This window comes from Thermodesulfobacteriota bacterium, assembly GCA_040755095.1.
Lineage (GTDB): Bacteria > Desulfobacterota > Desulfobulbia > Desulfobulbales > JBFMBH01 > JBFMBH01.
In genome coordinates this window covers 1-18,675 of record JBFMBH010000013.1, presented here as the reverse complement: position 1 = coordinate 18,675, position 18,675 = coordinate 1, and the positions used below count along the sequence as shown (strand labels likewise).

The following is an 18,675-nucleotide window of genomic DNA, read 5'->3' as shown; positions in this document are numbered from 1 at the left end:
GCTACTTCCCTCTCTTTTGTTGCTCCCGGGCCGCAAGCCGAGCCCGGGTCATCCGCTCCCGGAGCCCGCCGTCCTGCAGGAACCGATCTTCCAGGGCAGCCAGCTGCCGGTCCAGGAGAAAGTTGGTCTGGTGGATAAGACAGATGGTCATGTTGGCCACCACCTCGGCTGGCCGGGTCGCCACGAATTCCCGGAAGGCCTCGAAGGACAGCGGCTTCGCCATGCCAAGCCGCCGGACGTACTGCGCCTCGGGACTGTCCTTGGCCCAGAGCGGCAGATCCCGCAGCCGCAGGAAGTCCCGGTAGTCCTCCAGCAGCTCCTCCAGGCTGGCCCGGGCCACGCCGGTCATGAGGCAATCACCTCCAGCCACAACCGGGGCACCTCGGTCATGGCCACGGCGGCCAGGGCTGGCGCCGCGGTGGACTGCAAGGCAAAGCTGGCCTCGGCCACCGGATAGCCGCTCAGGATCACCTGGGCAAAGCCGCCGTAGGCGCCGATGGTCTCGAAGCTGCGGCGGGTCATCAGCACCGGGCGCTCAAAGCGGTACACCACCCCCAGGCCGTGCCGGGCCAGGACGGCCGCCCACTCCTGGGGGCTGGGCCACGGCCGAGAGAAGGCAGCCGGCCGGGTGCCCCGCTTCCGGGTCAGGCCGGGCCGGGCCGCCAGACAGGCCAGGGCCTGGCGCATCCATTCGTGGTGGAAGGCCTCGGTGCCCTTGGGCATGGTGCCGGCATAAAAAGAGCTGTTGAAGGCAAAGAAGCCGCCCGGGACCAGCACCCGGCGCACCTCGGCCAGCAGGCGGTCCGGGTCGGGCAGCATGTGGATGGCGTTGCCCATGACCACCGCGTCGAAGACCCGGTCCGGAAAGGGCAGCCGGTCGGCGGTCCCCCGGACCAGGCAGGCCAGGCCATCCCGGGCAATGGCCAGGGACTCGGCGGACAGATCGAGACCAATGATCGCCAGCCCCGGCTGGCGCTCCCGGAGAAGCCGGGTCATGGTGCCGATGCCGCAGGCCAGATCCAGAAGCCGGCGACAGCCGGCCAGGGGCATCGCGGCCACAAAGGCCTGGTTGGCGGCGATGTACTCGGGCTCCTTGGCAAAGGGCTCGTAGGTCATGTTGACCGGCAAGAAGCTCATGGCCGCCCTCCGGTGCCAGCCGGCCTGGTGCCGCAGGCCAGGAGGTAGTAGCGGATCTCCGGCACGAAGGCCAGAACCCGTTTCAGGAAATTCTTGAGGGAGGCCACGGTCATCTCGCCCCGCAGGAGCTTCGCGTGGCTGAACTGCACCAGGTGCCAGTAGGCGCCGTGGAAGGAGGGGCCGGTGGCATCCTCCAGCCGCACGCCGGCAAAGCCGCATTGCGCCAGGAGCGCCTGGTAGGCGGCCGGGTCGGGCAGGAAGTTTTGCACGTGCCGGAAGCGGCGGCGCTCCTCGGCCTCCCGGGTGAGCAGGATGTCCGAGACCACCAGCCGGCCGCCGGGCTTGAGCACCCGCCAAGCCTCCCGGAAGAACCGCTCCCGGGTGCAGAAATGGAAGGCCGCCTCGACACAGAGAACGGTGTCGAAGGTCTCATCGGCAAAGCCCAGGGCCACGGCATCCATGAGCAGGAACCGGGGGCCGGGCACCCGCGCCTGGCAGGTGGCCAGCTGCTTGGCGGAGATGTTGATGCCGGTTACGGCGGCCGCCGGGTAGTGGCGGAGCAGATGCCGGGTGGACGCCCCCTTGCCACAGGCCACGTCCAGGATGAGACCCTCTTTGGCCGGCACCCAGGCCAGGAGCCGCTCCATGAGGTTTTCCGCCGCGGCCCGGGCGTCCGGGGTGCCGGGCAGCCAGTAGCCGTAGTTGACGAAGTCGCTGCCGCCGTAATACTCCTCCAACGGCGGCCAGTACATGAGGCTGTCGTAGCCATCCCGGTTGGGCTGGCAGTCGTCGGCGATGGCGAAGACCGAAGGGCTTCCGGCCGTGCTCATGCCCCCTCCTTCCTCGCCGCGGCCAGGAGGTAGCACTCCACCTGGCCCACCATCCGGTAGGCCTTCTCCAGGTAGGCGGCCAGCTTGGGGCGGTCGATCCGCCGGGCCAGAAAGCTGGCGTGGGCCTGCCGCACCATGTTCCAGTAGCAGCCGTGCCAGCATTCCCGGGTGCGGTCCAAGACGTCGATGCGGCCAAAGCCGGTGCGGGCCAGGAGCGCCTGGTAGGCCGCGGGGTCGGGCAGGAAGTTGGCCGCACTGCGGAAGGGCAAGGTGCTCTCGGCCTCCCGGTTCATGAGGATGTCGGTGAGAAGCAGGGTGCCGCCCGGTGCCAGGACCCGCCAGGCCTCCCGGAAGAACCGCTCCCGGGTCTGGAAATGGAAGGCCGCTTCCACCGCCACCACGAGGTCGAAGCTGGCGCCGGCAAAGCCCAGGGCCACCGCATCCATGGCGGCAAGGCCGCAGCCCGGCGCCACGGTGGTGGCGGTGGCCAGCTGCTTCACAGAGATGTTCACCCCGTGCACCTGGGCGGCCGGGAAGCGGTCGGCCAGGGCCCGGGTGGAGGCGCCCTTGCCGCAGGCCACATCCAGGGCCCGGGCGGGCGGGTGGCCGGCATAAAGGTCGAAAAGCCGGTCCATGAGCGCCTGGCAGGCCTCCTTCTGGGTGAGATCTTCCCGATCCCAGTAGCCGAAGTTGGCAAACTGGCTGCCGCCGAAATAGTCCAGGAACACCGGCTGGTACATGGTGGCGTCGTAATGGGCCGCGATGGCGGCGGCCGTCGGGCCAGGGGCGGGGGCGGTGGTGGTCATGGCTGCGGCGGCCCTCCCCCTTTCACGGCCCGCACCAGCACGTAGTGCCTCAGATCCGCGGTCAGGCGATAGATGCGGTCGAGAAAGGCATAGAGCTGGTCGGCGCTCACCAGCCCGGCCAGAAGCTTGCCGTAGGCGAAGCGCACCACCTGCCAGTAGGAGGCCTGCCAGCTGCGGGCAGTGGCATCTTCCAGAAGAATCTCGCCGAAGCCGGCCCGGCGAAAGACCTCCCGGTACTGGTCCAGATCCTCCACGAAATTCTCCGGCGGAAAGTGGGGCCGCGCCGGCCGGCCGGCCGCACTGATCAGGGCATCGGACAGGACGAGCACCCCGCCCTCCCGGAGCACCCGATGGGCCTCTTTCAGGAACCCCTCCCGGGTGCGGAAGTGGAAGGCCGCCTCGACGCACAGGATGGCGTCGAAGCTTTCGCCGGCAAAGCCGAGCCGGGCGGCGTCCATGGCCAGGAACAGAGCGCCCGGCGCCAGCTGGCGGCAGGCCGCCAGCTGGCGGGCCGCGATGTTGATGCCCAGCACCTGGCGGGGGGGCGCCAGGCCCAGAAGGAAGCGGCTGCTGGCGCCGGCGCCGCAGGCCACGTCCAGGATGCGACCGCTCCTGGCCGGCACAAGATCGGCAAGCCTGGCCAGGAGCCGTTGGCTGGCCTGGGCCGGCGTCTCCACGCCCTCATCCCAGTAGCCGAAGTTCAGAAAGCGGCTGCCGCCGTAGTACTCGTCCACCAGGCTGTTGAAGAGGCGCTCGTCGTACAGCCGGTTCAAAGCCTGGGTATCGGCAGCCGCCTCAGCCATGGGCGTCTCCCGGCCGGGCCGGCGCTGGGCGGCGCTTGCGCCGGCCCCGGAAGGCGCGGATGACCAGGTGATCGAGGACCGTGTCCTCAGGCAGACCGGCCAGATAGACGATGAGGCCCGCCACCCGCTCCGGCGACAGGGTCTCCTCCGGCGGCTGGATGGGGCCGTTCTGCTGCCAGATGGGGGTGTCCACCGCATCAGGCAGCAGCACGTGCACCCGGATGCCGGCGCTTTTCACCTCCTCGGCCAGGGCCTCGGACAGGCCGATGATGCCGAACTTGGAGGCGCAGTACACCGCATCGAAGGCCCGGCCCTTGAGGCCGGAGGTGGAGGAGATGTTGATGATCTGCCCCCGGCGCTGGCGGAGCATCACCGCCACCACCGCCCGGTTGACGAGAAAGGTGCCCTTGAGGTTGACGGCGATCACCCGGTCGAAATCCGCCACCCCGGTCTGGTGCAGCAGCCGGGGCCCACCGCCACCCGCCCGCAGAATGCCGGCAGCATGGACCAGGAGATCGATGCGGCCGCAGCGCTCCTGGACCTGCGCCACCATGGCCTCCACCGCCTGGGCGTCCGCGACGTCGGCGGCAATGGCCACGGCCTGGCAGGCCGGATACCGGGCCGCGATCTCGTCCAGGAGGGCGGCGAGGCCCGGGGCATTGAGGTCCACCGCGGCAACACTCGCCCCGGCCGCGGCCAGGGCCAAGCAGGTGGCCCGGCCGATGCCGCTGGCCCCGCCCGTGACGATGACAACCTGGCCGGCGAGACTCATGGGGTCGATCCTCCTCTTCCTCCTGGGCCCACCAGGGGCCCATGCCGCTTCAGGGGCTCGATGATCGGCTGGTCCAGCACGGTGTCCTCCGGCAGCAACAGAAGCTCCAGGATCGCTGCCGCCACCCGCTCGGGCGGCAGGATATCCGGCGGCGGCAACAGGGGGCCGTTCTGGTCCCACATCCCGGTATCAATGGCGCCGGGCAACAGGGCCTGGACCCGGATGCCCGCAGGTGCCAGCTCCGCCGCCAGGGCGCTGGAAAGGCCGATGACCCCGAACTTGCTGGCGCAATACGCAGCATCAAAGGCGAGCCCCCTCAGGCCCGAGGTGGAGGACAGGTTGACGATCTGGCCGGCACCCTGGTGGAGCATGGCCGGGATCACCGCCCGGTTGGCCAGATAGACGCCCTTGAGATTGGTGGCCATCACCTCGTCCCAGTCGGCCTCCGGCATCCGGGCCAGGGTCCGGGGCAGGCCGCTTCCGGCCCGCAAGACCCCGGCAGCGGTGACCAGGATGTCGATGCGGCCGAACCGGTCCAGGATGGCGCTGGCCATGGCATCCATCGCCGCCTCCTGCCGCACATCCAGGGCCAGGCCCAGGATCTCGCCCCCGGGCACCGCCTCCTGCAGCTCCCCGGCCGCCTGCACCACCCGGTCCTGGTCCCGGGAGACGATCGCCACCCCGGCCCCGGCCTGGGCCAGGGCCCGGGCGGTGACAAGGCCGATGCCGGCACTGCCGCCGGTGACAATGGCGGACCGACCGGCCAGGGGGAGGGTCATGGCGCCCCCGCCAGGAGGAGCGCCTCCCAGTCCCAGTCCGGCGCCAGGAGCGCGCCCAGCTCGATGCCGAAGCGGAAGCCCGGGCCGGCCATCTCCCGGTCCTGACGCACCACCCGGCCCCGGAGGGACAGCTGCGGTGCCCGCACCTCCACGGCCTCGCCCAGTTCCAGGGGGTGGCAGGCCTCCAGCAGCAGGCCGCGGCTGGAGACGTTCACGGTGCGGGCCGATACCAGGGCGTGGCCGTTGGCCGCCACCTCCACCGGCCACCGCACCAGCAGGCGCTCCTCCCGGCGCAGCTCCCGCACCGCACCCAGGAAGCGGAACAGGTTGGCCAGGAAGACCTCGGTATGGGTCAGGGGGAAGAAATGGCCGGCGCCGGGCAAGATCAGGGACTCGAACGACGGGATCAGCTCGACCAGGCCGGCGATGGACTGCCGGGTGAGGGCCGACTCGCCGCCCATGGCCATGACCGGCTGGCGGATGCCCCGCAAGCGCTCCGGCTTGGGCTCGTCGAAGCGGGCGATCTCGTCTCGGAGCGAGGTCTTCTGCAACAGCTCCAGCCAGCGCCGGGCGGAGCGGTTGCCGTGGCCGCCGGTGGCAAAGGGGATGAAGGGCTCGCTTTGCTCCAGCTGCCGGCGGGTGCGATCCTGTCCCGGCGAGGCGAACTGCTCCAGCAGCCAGAGGCCGGCCTCCCGCTCATCCTCCGGGATCACCAGCCCCACCTCACTGAGGCGGCGGACGATGACCTCACTCTCCCGGACGTCCCGAAAGTCCCGCAGGCCTTCCAGGCTCCGCACCCGGGTGTCGGCAAGAAAGAGGCTGCGCACCCGCTCCGGGGCCATGATGGCGCACTGGAGGGACACGACCCCGCCAAAGCTGTGGCCCACCAGATCCGCCTGCTGCACCCGCAGATGATCGAGCAGGCACAAGAGATCCTCGGCAAAATCCCGCACCCGGTAGCCCACCTGGGGCATGGCGCTCCGGCCGTGCCCCCGGAGATCCACCAGAATGACCCGGAAGCGCCGGGCCAGAGGCAGGAGGATGCGCGGCCCCCAGAAGCCGTGGTTGGCCCCCAGGCCATGGACCAGGACGATGTTCCGGCCCCGGCCCATGACCGTGTAGTGGATGCCAACCCCTTTGCACTGGACGATGCCCATGGAGGATCTGTCCTCTTCCTATTCGATATACCCCAGGGCCTGCATCTGGCGCAGCACGAACGCCTTCTCCTCGGCAGCGCTGCGGGCCGGGGGCTGCACCGCGTAGGAGTCCGGCGCCATGGTGGGGGGCCCTCTCCGCACCGGGCTCGCCTGCAGGAAATCCTCGGCAAAGACCCCGGCCGGCACCTCACCCTCCAGATCCTCCGGGATGGCAAGACCCAGGGCGTGGAGCAGGACGGGGGTGATATTGGCGATGGAGAAGGTGTCCGCCTGCCGACCGGCGAAGAAGCCCGGTCCCCGGGCGATGAAGACCCCCTCCGGGTGGTGGGTACCCTCCACCTGGGGCCGGCGGCAAACCACCGGCTGCCGCCGCAGGATGGAGACAAAGCTGTGGTCCCGCAGCACCAGGGTGAGATCCGGGGCCTGCTGGTTGTGGGCCCCGGGATAGGCCTCCTCCCGGGTCAGCACCGCCTGCACCACCGGCAGGCCGGTCTCCGGGCTGGCCAGCGCCAGGAGCTGCTCCTTGAGACGATGGCGGAAGGCCTCGTAGTCCCGCTCCGGCACCCCGGGCTGACCCAGCGCCTTCGCCCGGGCGATGTAGATGCCGTTGGCAGTGGTGGTGCGGGCATAGGCCAGGGTCTTCTCCCAATCGAGAAGCACAAAGTGCTCGTTCACCAGCCGCTCCACCCCCCGCCGGGTGGCCTCGTCCGCCTCCTCCGTCTCCTTCCAGACCAGGTAGCCCTGCTCCGCCAGCCAGGAATTGACCCGGAAGACCTCGAAGGCCGGGCCGAAGCCGTGATCCGAGGCCACAACCAGCCGCGCCTCCTCCCCGGCCAGGGCGTAAAGCTCGGCCACAAAGCTGTCCAGCTCCCGGAAATAGGCCAGGATCATGACCCGCAGCCGCTGGTCGGCCGCGCTGGGCCCTTCCTGCTGGCAGGCGGGGTCCAGGAGGCGCCAGCCGATATGGAGCATCTTGTCCATGCCGTCGAAGAGCACCGCGGCCAGATCCAGGCCGCCCCGGCCGATAAGCTGCCGGGCGATGGCGTGCCAATGCCGCTCCCGCCGCCGGTGGAACTCCACCCAGGACTCCATCTCCTCGGCCGGCACCCCGCGGGCCGCCTTCTTCTCCAGCCCGAAGTCCCAGGCAAACTCCCGGGGCTCGAAGCCAGGCATGGCCTGAAGCTCCTCATAGAGCCCCGGCGGGTGGATGTTCCGGCGCAGGTGCTTCCAGGAGACCAGGCCCGGCACCACGAAGCCGTTCACCGCCGGCGGCGGCGCCATGATGGGAAAGTTGAGGGCCGCGATCCGGCCGCCCTGCCGGGACACCATGGACCAGATCGTCTCGGTCCGGATGTCCCGGAAGTTGTACAGGGTGAAGTAGTGCTCGGTGGCTCGCTGCTCGGCCCAGATGAAATCGATGATGCCGTGGCTGCCGGGATGGCGGCCGGTCATCATGGTGGTCCAGGCCGGCGGGGTCAGGGGGTTGGCGGTGGACAGCAGCCGAGCCCGCACCCCTTTGGCCACCGTCTCCCGGAGGAAGGGCATGACGCCCGCTTCCATCAACGGGTCAAGGATGGTGAAGGTGGCGCCGTCCAGGCCGATGAACAGGGTCGGGTGCATGGGAAGACCGTTTTTGATGGAGGGAGGTGGTGGATGGACTGGATGGACACTATGGACAGTATGGACCGGCACGGACCGGGGGGGCCCGATCGTCCATGGTGTCCATGCTGTCCATACAGTCCATGCTGTCCATGTTGTCCGAGCCCAGGCAGGCCGGCTTACGCGAGGTGCTTGGCCAGCAGGCCTACGGCGTCGCCCACCCGGATCTCATCCACATAGCGGCCGTCCTGCATGAGGATCTCCTCCCAGGGCAGGCCCCGGCGCTGGAACCGCTCCTCCATGGCGACGATAAACTGGACGATGTCGATGGATTCGAAGGCCAAATCGCCCACCAGTCTGGTCTTGGGACCGATCTCGCCGGTGAAGTCCAGGTCCCAGTCCCGGGTCATGTCCTGGACAATGGCCACCACGGCCGCTTCGATCTCGCCTTGCGACAAACCGGAATCACTCATGCCATTCGGCTCCTCGATCTCGATCTCCATACCACCGATTGCATCCTCGTTGCGCCAATGCCACCGCCCGCGTGTGCCCGGGGCCGGCCTCAAGCGCACCCCCCAGCCTGGGCCCGGCAGCCGCACCGCCAGAGCCAAAGTCCGGTCGCGCAACCGGCCGATTGCCACCGCTGGCTGCCAGCCCAGATCGGCCAGCTGCCGGCTCCGGACCGTTGCCTGGCCGTCCGGGCCGAGATCGACCGCCAGGTCCGCCGACCAGGGGTCAAGCCTGGCCTCCTGCCGCACCAGCCGCCGCACCGCCTCCTTGACCGCCAGCCGGTCCAGGAGCCAGGCGCGGCGGCCCGGCTCGCCCGCCATCCCCTGCCAGAGGCGCCGCTCCTGCCGGCTGAGCACGATGTGGGCGATCACCGCCTCCAGCATGGCGCCATCCGCACCGGTCAGGCCCAGGTCCTGCCAGTCGCCACCGGCCAGAGCTGCCGGCAGCGCCCGGCCAGCAGCCACCAGCGGCGGCATGGGCAGGGCAGAGGTCAACAGCACCTGACGCCGGCCGCGGAACCGGTGCAGCACCGCCGGCATGGGCACCCGGCGGTGCCGGAGGCCCCGGATCCGGCACCAGGGCCGGCCGGCCGCATCCCGGAGCGTGCCGTCCGCCAACAGGCCCTGGTCCCCGGCGGCGTGGATCGACACCCGGCAGCTGCCGGCCAGGGGGGCCTCCCCGGCTGGCGCCGCCAGCTCGATCTCCTCCACCCCGGTCGGGAAGATGACAAACCCCTCGGCCAGAAACTGTTGCGCCCAGAGGCCGGCGCTCTGGCCGGCCGCATCCAGCTGCAAAGGGGCAGCCAGCAGGCGGGCCGCCGCCGGGATGGCCAGGGACGCCGGCGGCGGCGCCAGCATTGTCTCGATGCCTCCCTGGTCCCAGGCCCGCACCCCCGCCAGGATGCGAAAGGCCGGGCCATGGAAAAGGGCGTCCGGATACAGCGCCTCCCGGCTCACCAGCAGCGGCCCCGCGGCCGCCGGTCCCTCGGCTGCCGCTGCCAGGGCCGGCGGCCGGTCGCTGAAGGCCATGGTCGCGGTGACCTTCGGCTGGTCCCCGGCCAGAAGCAGAGCCTGGACCTCCTCCCCCTGCCACCGGGCCTGGACGGTGAGAAGCACGCCGTCGTCCGGGCAAGGCAGCCAGCCCATGGCCCGCACCGCCGCGATCCGCACCAGCAGCTGGCCAGGGCTCAGGAGCGCCGCCGCCTCGGCCATCAGCTCCAGGGCCATGGCCAGGGGCAGCACCGGCAGGGCACAGAGCCCGGGATCCTCCCGGGAGACAGCTCCGCCCAGGGTGTGATCTTGAAGCCAGGGGTCGGCGGCCAGGGAAAGCCGCCGCTGGACCACGATCATGTGACCCTGCGCCGCCACGGTCGCGCCGGCCAAAAGGGGCAACGCCCCCGGGCTGGCGGCAACCGGGCGGCTCACGACCGCTCCCCTTTGGCCCCATCGGCCAACAGATCGATGATCTCTCCCAGGGTGCGCAGCCGGGTCAGGGCGGCGGTCTTCTCCTCGTCGAGCCCGCCCAGCTGCCGGGCCAGGGCGGCCAGGATCTCCACCCGCTTGATGGAGTCGATGCCCAGATCCGCCTCCAGGGCCTGATCCCGGCCCAGGATCTCCTGGGGATAGCCGGTCTTGTCGCTGACCAGGGCGAAAAGCATGGCCTCGATGCCAGCCGGCACGGCCGGCACCGGCCTTGGCTCTGGTCGCTCTGCCGCCGGGTCCGGGGTGGGTGCCGGCGCCGGCCGTGGCGGCAGCGGGACCGGTGGCGCCACCGCCTCGGCCGGCAGCGGGCCGCCGGCCAGATAGGCGGTCATCACCTGGAACTGGGTCGTCAGGATGGCCTCCACGGAGGCCAGGTAGGCGTCCATCACCTGGTCGGCCCCGGGCGGCAGCCCGGGCCGGGCCGGACGCTCGTCACTGGTCGGCGGCATAGCCTTCTCCCCTGTCGTTGGGCTCCCCTGGTCTGGCCGCGCCCCGGCCAGGCTGACGCCAGACAACCGCAGGATCGGCAGCTCCCGCCGGATCTCAAGCCCGCCGGCGGGCATCGCCAAGATCTCCTTCTCCACCCGCCGGCGAAAAAGGGGAGCGAGGTCCATGGCCACGCCGTGGGCCGCCAGAAGGGCCAGGGCATGGCCGAGCTGGGCAATGCCGCCCCGGTGGTGGACATTGGCGGCCACGGCTGCGAACCGCCGGCCCTTCAAGGTGTCCCGGACAAAGCTGGTCAGGTTGGCCCGGGGGCCGATCTCCACGAACAGCCGGATGCCGTCGTCATGCATCCGCTCCACCGTCTCCCGGAACCGGACCGGCTGCGCCCACTGGGCCAGGGCAGTATCCCGCACCCCTTGCGCATCCTCGGGGTAGGGGGCGGCGGTCATGGCCGAGTAGAGGCGCACCCGGGGGGCCTGGAAGCGGGCCTCGTCATAAAGCTCGGCCAGGAGCGCCAGGGCCGGCAGGAAGCGCTCGGTGTGGTAGGGCCGGTGGAAGGGCAGCGGCTGGCAGACCGCTCCTTTGTCCCGGAGCGTCCGGGCCGCGGCGGCCAGCACGGCCTCGTCGCCGCACAGCACCGACTGGTGGGGGCAGTTGTCCATGGCCCGGACCAGAAAGCCGGGGCTCGCCGCCAGGACTTGGTCCACCGCAGCCCGCTCCACCCCGCCCACGGCCAGCAGCCGGCCGGCAGCCACCGTGGCCGCCCTTTCCAGCCGCTCGATGATGGCGTTGCCGGTGCGGATATAGCCGATCACATCCTCCTCGCCGGCAAGCGGCACCGCGCCGGCCGCCTCCAGGGCCGCCAGCTCGCCGGAGCTGTGGCCGGCCATCGCCTGGGCCGCGATGCCCAGCTCGGCAAACAGGCCGGCCAGGGCCCGATTGGCGGTGGAGACCGCATCCACCGCCCCGTCCATGGCCAGAAGCAGCTCCTCGGCCTGGGCCCGGTCGCTGCCCGGCGGCGGGAAGATGAACTGGCTGGGAAGAAGCCCCCGGGGATGATCGGCGTAGGCCCGGTCCAGGAGATCGAAGCAGGCCCGCACCCCGGGGAAGTGCAGGCACAGATCGGCCAGCATGTCCAGGTACTGGGATCCCTCCCCGGGGAACAGGAAGGCGAGCCCGCCCTCTTGGGCCAGGGGCTGGTCGAAGTAGAAGATGCCGCTCTTGTCCTGGATCTGGGTGCGACCTTCCTCTTGGAGCTTCTGGGCGCTGCGGGCAAGCTTCCTGGCCGCCTCCTCCACGGTGCCGGCCACCAGGGCGAGACGGCAGCCGGCCGGCCCGGGGCCGGCGGCCAGACCGGCGGCGCGGCGGGCCAGCGGCACCGCCGGCTCCTCGTGCCAGGCCTGGGCCAGATCCTGGCAGCGCTGGGCGAGGTCCAGCCGGGAGGCGGCCGACACCACCAGGACCTCGCTCTCCCAGTCGCCGTGCCGCCAGGCGCCGTCCGCCGCCGCCGGTCCCTCCTCCAGGATGACGTGGGCGTTGATGCCACCAAAGCCGAAGGCATTCACCCCGGCCCGGCGGGGGGTGGCGGCAGCGCCATGGATCCAGGGCCTGGCCCGGCGGTTGAGGTAGAGCCCGGTTTTCTCCAGCTCCAGCTCCGGATTCTCCTCGTCGCAGGCAATGGTGGGCGGCAGCACCTTGTGGTAGATGGCCAGCGCGGCCTTGATCATGCCGGCGGCCCCGGCCGCCGGGATGAGATGGCCGATCATGGACTTGACCGTGCCAAGGGCCACGGAGGGCAGCTCGCCCCGGCGCGGTCCCAGGACTTGGCGCAGGGCCATGACCTCGGTGCGGTCCCCCAGAGGGATGCCGGTGCCATGGGCCTCGATGAGCCCCACGGTCGCCGGGTCGACGCCGCCGTCCTGGTAGGCCCGGCGCAAGGCCAGCTCCTCCCCCTCCAATCGGGGGGCCAAGAGGCCGGCCCCCTTGCCGTCACTGGCCGAGCCCACCCCTTTCACCACGGCGTAGACCCGCAGGCCCTGCGCCAGGGCGTCCTCCAGGCGGGTCAGCACCAGCATCCCGGCTCCCTCGCCCAGCATGGTGCCGTCGGCCCGCCGGTCGAAGGGCTTGAGGTGCTCGCTCCGGGACAGGGCGCCCAGCTGGGTGAAGAGCATGTGGATGGGCGCCGGAGTGGAGATCTGGACGCCGCCCACCAGGGCCACCTCGCACTTGCCGAGAGCCAAATCGTCCCGAGCGATCTCCAGGGCCAGGAGAGCGGAGGCGCAGGCGGCGTCCACCACCAGGGTCCGGCCCTGGAGGTCGAGCCGGTTGGCGATGAGGCCGGCCATGACGTTGTGGCACAGGCCTGGTGCGGTCTCCGGTGAAAAGGGCGGCAGCTGGGCCAGGAGGGCGGCCCGGATCCGGGCCAGGGTCTCCGGCGCCAGGTCCGGATCAAGATCCCGCAAGAGGTCCTCGGTCTGGTCCACCACCAGGGCATGCTGCATGGCGGACATGAAGCCCCGGTTGACAAAGGTGCCCCGGCCCAGGATCACCTCGGTGGCGGCCCGGTTGAAGGGCCGGTCCAGAAGGCCGGCGTCGGCCAGGGCCGCGTGGGCCACCACCAGGGCCACGAAATGCTCCGGCTCGGCGCCGTCCACCGCCCGGGGCATCACCCCGTAGCGGGCAGGCACGAAGGGGGGCAGCTCGTGCAGATAGCCGCCCCGCCGGCAGGCAATGCGGTTGGACTCCCGGCTGTCCGGGTCATAGACCTGGGCCACCAGCGAGCTCGGCAACGGATCGGTGATGCAGTCCCGGCCGGCGACGATGTTGTGCCAGAAGGCTTTGAGGTCCGGAGCCTGGGGAAAGAGGCCGGCCATGCCGACGATGGCCACGTCCCGCCGGGGCTGCAACGCGGCGGACGGCTGGCTGCTCATGGCTGCACCCTCCCTCTGCCCAGGCCGGTGTACGCGACGTGCCCGGCCAGCCGGTTGAGGGCCGGGCTGCCGGTGGCCTCCACGGAGTCGATCAGCCCCAGGGGCCGGCCGCAATCGTCGGCGAACCGCATGGTGTAGCGCACCGACTGGCGGTCCAGGACGTCTTGCACCTCCAGATGGCAGGAGATGGCCCTGTCCGCCGGAAACGGGGCATAGACCCGCAGGGCCGCGAACCGGGACGGCAGCACCGTACAGTCCAGGTGCTGGCGGGCCCAGAGCAGGGCCATCTGCAGGCCGATGTCCATGACCACCGGATCGATGAGCCAGGAGGCCGCAGGCCTGGTGGCCAGGCAGTCCCGGGGGGGCGAGCTGAAAAGCCTGGCCAGCATGGCCGTCTCCGAGACGCCGTCGACAGCGGTCAGCCCCTGCAGGAGCGGGCCGTGGAAGAGACGCTCCTGGTACGCCTCGGCCACGGTGAGGGGGAAAGGGGGCAGACTGCCTGGGGCGGGCAGGGCCGGCCAGGCCGGAGCCGGGGCCGGCCGGCGCCCCAGCACCACGGTGGCGGTGTAGAGGGGCGGCGCCGGCGGCGGGTCATCGGCGATGCTGGCGGCCAGCCGCAGCATCTCGCCCTCCTTGCCGCCGGCAGCCGGCGCCACCGCGATCCGGATCTCCCGCTCCTCGCCATCCAGCACGATGCCCTTCAGGACCCGCACCTCCTCCACGGCTTGAAGCACCCAGTCCGGCCGGCCGGCCGCGGCCGCCTCGGCCATGAGCTCGACAGCAAAGGCCGCCGGCAGCACCGGCCGGCCGTCCAGGCGGTGGTGGTCGAGAAAGAGGTCGTGGGCCGGAGAAAGGGTGCGGCGGAAGGCCTGGCCGGCAGCCTCGAGGCGGGCATCGGCCAGGAGCGGCAGGCGACCCAGGTCCGCGGCCAGTGGGCCCAGGTCCTGCCAGGGCCCGGCCCCCAGCACCACCTCCACCTCGCCCTTGGCGCCCTGCACCAGCTCCTGCCGGCAGGCAGCGGCACCGGCAGCCGGATCGATGAGGCCGACGCCGCGGCGGGCAAAGGCTGCCTGCACCGCCGGGGAGGCCATGCCGCCGCCGGCCCAGGGTCCCCAGTTGAGAGCGGCCACCCGGCCCGGCATCCGGGCATCCAGGTACAGGGCCAGCTTGTTGACAAGATCGTTGGCCGCGGTGTAGTCCGCCTGGCCGGCATTGCCGAAGCGGCCCGCCACCGAGGAGAAGAAGGCCAGCAGCTTGAGGTCCGGCAGGCGCAGCAGCCGGGCCAGGAGAAAGGCGCTCTCCACCTTGGTGCCAAAGACCCGCTCAAAGGACGCCAGGGATTTGTTGGCCAGCACGGCATCCTCGATGACGCCGGCCGCATGGATGACACCGTCCAGGCGGCCGAAATCCCGGTAGATGCCGGCCAAGAGCTGGCCGAGGGCGGCCTCGTTACGGACATCCGCCTCCCGGTAGACAGCCTGGCTGCCCAGCTCCTGCAGCCTGGCGAGGTTGGCCCGGATCTCCCGGCGGGCCAGCACCTCCCGGGCCGCCCGCTCCACCTGGGCCGGGGTCACGGCCTGCCCCTGGGCCGCCAAGCGGGCGGTCAGGGCCTGGCGCAGCGCCGCCGGCTCAGCCAGGCCGGCGCAAGCCGTCTCCTCGGGACCAGCGGCCAACGGGGTGCGGCCCACCAGCACCAGGGTGGGCCGGAAGCGGGCCGCCAGCTCCCGGGCCGCTCGGGCGGCGATTCCCCGGCCGCCGCCGGTGACGAGCAGCACCGACGAGGCATCCGGCTCCCAGGCCGCCGGCCGGCCGGCCAGGTCCGGGGTCTCGACCAGCCCCACCGTGCAGCGCACCCCGGCCCGCCAGCCCACCTCCACCAGGCCGTCATCGGCCGCCAGCTCGGTGCGCAGCACTGCCGTCAGCTCGGGGACGCTGCCGGCGGGATCGAGATCCACCACCTTGACCCGAGCCTGCGGCCACTCCAGGGCCACGGTCTTGACCAGACCCGCCACCCCGCCATGACTGGGCCGCGCCGCTTCGGACGCCAGGCTGCCGTCCAGACCAAAGGCGCCGCCCAGCCCGGTGGCGGCCAGCACCGTGGGACGGCCAAGGGCGCCGGGAGCGCTCAGCCCCTCCTGGCAGGCCTGGAGCAGCAGGAACAGGGATACGGTCTCCCGGCCGACCAGCCGGCGCCAGGCCGCCAGATCCAGGGCCGGCAAGGGCTCGGCCGCCGCCAGGGGTGCCAGATGCACCACCGCCCCCACCAGCCCCAGCTCCGCCGCGATGCCGGCGATCAGGGCGGCCACGGCTTCCGGGGTGAGAGCCGCGGCAGCCGCCCCTTCCCGGTCGGCCCGGGCCAGCCCCTGATCGCTGACCTGAAGAAGAACGGGGGGCAGGCCCTGCTCGGCCAGAGTCGCCGCCAGGCCGGCCGCCACCCCCCGGCCGTCGTCGGTGATCAGCACCACCCGGCCGGCCGGCAAAGGGGCCTTGGGCCAGACCGCCGGTGCCGGCAGGATTTTGGGCACACAGCGGGGCACCGCCGGCACGGCTGCCGGCTCGGTGGCGGCCTCCTCCTCGGGCACCGCCGGGTCCTGCCCCTGAAGAAAACGGCGCATCAGGGCCCCTTGGCCGCCGGCCAAATGCTCCATGAGCCGATGATGCCGGACCAGCCGCGGCGCCGCATCCTGGCGGGCCCCGGCCGGCGGGCCGAGGTAGCGGAGCATCAGCTCCTCTTGGCCCTGGGCCAGGGCCGCCATCAGCTCATGGTGCCGCACGAGCAGCCCCGCTGCGCCCGCCGGCGGCCCGCCGGCGGGCGCAGCCGTGGCCGCCGATCCCACCGGATAGGGGGTGATGGCCCGCACCGGTGCCGAGCCCCATGGGGAGGCGGGAGCCGGCCGCACCCCGGCGCCGCTCACCAGCCAGAGGCCATGGCAGGCCGGGCGCTCGCTGGCAACAGCGGCCGGCTCCGGCGGCCGCTCCGGGGGCAGCCGTCCCTGATCGAGGCCGGCCCAGTCCACCGGCACCCCCTGGGCGAGGAGCTCGGCGGCCAGATGCTGCAGTCCGGTCAGTCCGGACCGGTCCCGCAGGCAGCTGGCCACGGCCAGGTGCGGCCGGCCGGCCAGGATCTGCTCGGCCAGGCCGGTGAGCACCCGGCCCGGTCCGACCTCGATGAAGATCCGGGCCCCGGCCTCGTGCATGGCCAGGATCTCGCCGATGAAGTCGATGCCCTCCAGAAGATGCCGCCCGAGCAGGGTGCGGATCGCCGCCGGCTCCTCGGGATAGGGACAGCCGGTGGTGTTGGAGTACACCGGCACCCGGGGCGCCGCCAGGGGCACGGTGGCCAGATAATCCGCCAGCCTGGTCCCGGCCGGCGCCATGACCGGGGAATGGAAGGCGGCCGCCACCGGGATGGGCCGGGCCTTGATGCCCGCCGCCTCCAGACGGGCGGCGGCCAGCGCCACCGCCTCCCGGGCCCCTGAGATCACGGTCTGCCGGGGGGAGTTGCGATTCGCCACCCAGACCTGGGCCAGGCCATCGAGAAGCGCCGCCACCCGGGTCGCCTCCGCCTCCACTGCCGCCATGGTGCCCGGCTCCTCGCCTGCACCCTGGCGGATGAAGCGGCCCCGGGCCTCGGAGAGGAGGATGAGGTCGCCGGGGTCGATGGCGCCGGCCGCGGCCAGGGCCACATACTCGCCGTAGCTGTGGCCGGCGGTCATGGCGGGCGTGATGCCGAGGCCGGCCAGGAGGTCGCACAAGGCCAGGTCAGCGGTGCCCATGGCCGGCTGGGCGATGTCGGTGCGGGCGAGCAGCTTCGCCTGGGCCCGGCGCCCCTCCTCGCTGTAGGCCGGGGGCGGGAAGATGAAGTCGCTCAGGCGAGCGCCCAGCCGCTCCAGGAGAAGGGCATCGCTGGCCGCAAAGCGCTCCCGGACCGGCGAAAGCTGCACCGCCAGGTCGGCCAGCATGCCGGGGTACTGGGAGCCCTGGCCCGGAAACAGGAAGGCGATGCTGCCCCCGGCGGCCAGGGGCTGCCTGGTGCAATAGATGCCCCGGGGATCCCGCAGGCTTTCCTCGGCGCCGGCCAGAAAGCTTCCGGCCACCGCCAGCTTGGCGGCAAGATCCGCCACGTCCTCCGCCACCACGGCCAGGACCGGGGAGCCGGCCGGCAGCCGCGGCCGCAGCCGCACCTCCCGGGTCCGGGTCTGCCAGGCCAGGGCGAAGAGGTCCACGCCGGCGACCCCGGCCAGCCGGGCGGCCGCGGCGGCGACCTCGGCGGCCAGGGCCTGCCGGGAGGCGGCCCGCCAGACGAAAAGCTCCGTGGGCCAGCGCTGCCAGGGGGCCGGCACCTCGGCCTCCTGGAAGCGGCCCTGGTGCTCGGCCAGCACCGTGTGGAAGTTGGTGCCGCCGAAGCCGAAGGCAGAAACCCCGGCCAGCCGGGGGGGGCCTGGCCGCCGGGGCAGCCAGGGCCGCGCCTCCTGGGGCAGGAAGAAAGGCGAGGTGGGGCTGGCCAGGCCCTGGTTGGGGGTCTCCACCCCCAGGGTGGGTGGCAGGACGCCGTGGAAGACGGCGAGGGCGGCCTTGATGAGGCTGGACAGCCCGGCTGCCGACTTGGTGTGGCCGATCATGGACTTGACCGAGCCCAGGGCGCAGCTGGCCGGCGCTGCACCGGCGGCGGTGAAGAACCGGGTCAGGGACTCCACCTCCACCCGATCCCCTTCCACCGTGCTGGTGGCATGGGCCTCCACCAGCCCCACCGCGGCGGGCGACACCCCGGCCTGGCGATAGGCCCGGGCCAGGGCCCGCTCCTGGCCGGCGACGCCGGGCGCGGTCAGGCTGCGGTCCCGGCCGTCGCTGGAGGCGCCCATGCCCTTGACCACCGCGTAGATGCGATCCCCGTCCCGCTCGGCGTCGGCCAGCCTCTTGAGCACGCAGAAGGCCACCGCCTCGCCGATGACGATGCCGTCCGCGCCGGCATCGAAGGGGGTGGTGCGGCCCCGGGGGGAGAGGGCATGGGTCTGGGCAAAGCACATGTAGGTGAAGGGGCTCTGCATGGAGTCGGCCCCGCCCACCACCACCATGTCGCTGGCGCCGCTGGCAAGCTCCTTCACCCCCAGGTAGAGGGCAGCCAAAGAAGAGGCGCAGGCGGCATCCACCAGGGCGTTCATGCCGCCGAGATCGAAGCGGTTGGCGATGCGGCCGGCGGCGACATTCATGAGGATGCCGGGGAAGGAATCCTCGGTCCACTCCGGGAGGGTGTCACCGAAGTGGGCGGCGATGCGGTCCGCCGCCTCGCCAAAGAAGAGCGGCAGCATGGTGCGGAAGCCGTAGAGCTGGGCCAGGTCGCCAGCGCCGCTCACCCCCACCACCACGGCGGTGCGCGCCCCGCCGAAGGGCACCGCCCACTAGGCCGCAAACGCCCACGCCGTGCGC

The 18,675-nt window shown here is 72.0% G+C and carries 12 protein-coding genes; all 12 read right to left on the bottom strand.

From position 1 onward, the window contains the following. Nucleotide 1: 1 nt before the first annotated feature. Nucleotides 2-349: a four helix bundle suffix domain-containing protein gene (locus tag AB1634_03920; protein ID MEW6218667.1), complete on the bottom strand. Its 348-nt coding sequence runs from the start codon at nt 347-349 to the stop codon at nt 2-4. Further along, nucleotides 346-1,137 carry a class I SAM-dependent methyltransferase gene (locus AB1634_03915; protein ID MEW6218666.1) on the bottom strand — a complete coding sequence of 264 codons (792 nt, stop codon included), beginning with the start codon at nt 1,135-1,137 and terminating at the stop codon, nt 346-348. Before AB1634_03915 ends, AB1634_03920 begins: the two co-directional genes overlap by 4 nt. After that, complete coding sequence (locus tag AB1634_03910) at nt 1,134-1,967, bottom strand: class I SAM-dependent methyltransferase (GenBank protein MEW6218665.1); 834 nt, start codon at nt 1,965-1,967, stop codon at nt 1,134-1,136. The genes AB1634_03915 and AB1634_03910 overlap by 4 nt, the downstream gene beginning before the upstream one ends. After that, nucleotides 1,964-2,773 (bottom strand): methyltransferase domain-containing protein, encoded by an 810-nt coding sequence (locus AB1634_03905; protein MEW6218664.1) that lies wholly within the window; start codon nt 2,771-2,773, stop codon nt 1,964-1,966. Before AB1634_03905 ends, AB1634_03910 begins: the two co-directional genes overlap by 4 nt. Then, the gene (locus AB1634_03900; protein ID MEW6218663.1) at nt 2,770-3,576 is read right to left on the bottom strand and encodes a methyltransferase domain-containing protein; all 807 of its coding nucleotides are present in this window, start codon (nt 3,574-3,576) and stop codon (nt 2,770-2,772) included. The genes AB1634_03905 and AB1634_03900 overlap by 4 nt, the downstream gene beginning before the upstream one ends. Continuing rightward, nucleotides 3,569-4,348 carry an SDR family NAD(P)-dependent oxidoreductase gene (locus AB1634_03895; protein ID MEW6218662.1) on the bottom strand — a complete coding sequence of 260 codons (780 nt, stop codon included), beginning with the start codon at nt 4,346-4,348 and terminating at the stop codon, nt 3,569-3,571. The genes AB1634_03900 and AB1634_03895 overlap by 8 nt, the downstream gene beginning before the upstream one ends. Continuing rightward, nucleotides 4,345-5,127, bottom strand: coding sequence for an SDR family NAD(P)-dependent oxidoreductase (locus AB1634_03890; GenBank protein MEW6218661.1), 783 nt, complete (start codon nt 5,125-5,127; stop codon nt 4,345-4,347). The genes AB1634_03895 and AB1634_03890 overlap by 4 nt, the downstream gene beginning before the upstream one ends. Then, complete coding sequence (locus tag AB1634_03885) at nt 5,124-6,284, bottom strand: alpha/beta hydrolase (GenBank protein MEW6218660.1); 1,161 nt, start codon at nt 6,282-6,284, stop codon at nt 5,124-5,126. Before AB1634_03885 ends, AB1634_03890 begins: the two co-directional genes overlap by 4 nt. 18 nt (nt 6,285-6,302) lie before the next feature. Then, entirely contained in the window at nt 6,303-7,904 is a 1,602-nt protein-coding gene (locus AB1634_03880; protein ID MEW6218659.1) for an alkaline phosphatase family protein, read from the bottom strand. A gap of 158 nt (nt 7,905-8,062) precedes the next feature. After that, on the bottom strand, nt 8,063-9,817 hold the full coding sequence (locus AB1634_03875) for a polyketide synthase dehydratase domain-containing protein (protein ID MEW6218658.1): 1,755 nt from the start codon (nt 9,815-9,817) through the stop codon (nt 8,063-8,065). Then, entirely contained in the window at nt 9,814-13,248 is a 3,435-nt protein-coding gene (locus tag AB1634_03870; protein MEW6218657.1) for a beta-ketoacyl synthase N-terminal-like domain-containing protein, read from the bottom strand. The genes AB1634_03875 and AB1634_03870 overlap by 4 nt, the downstream gene beginning before the upstream one ends. Then, a complete protein-coding gene (locus AB1634_03865; protein MEW6218656.1) occupies nt 13,245-18,641 on the bottom strand; it encodes an SDR family NAD(P)-dependent oxidoreductase in 5,397 nt (1,798 codons plus the stop codon). Before AB1634_03865 ends, AB1634_03870 begins: the two co-directional genes overlap by 4 nt. Between the last annotated feature and the right edge of the window lie 34 nt (nt 18,642-18,675).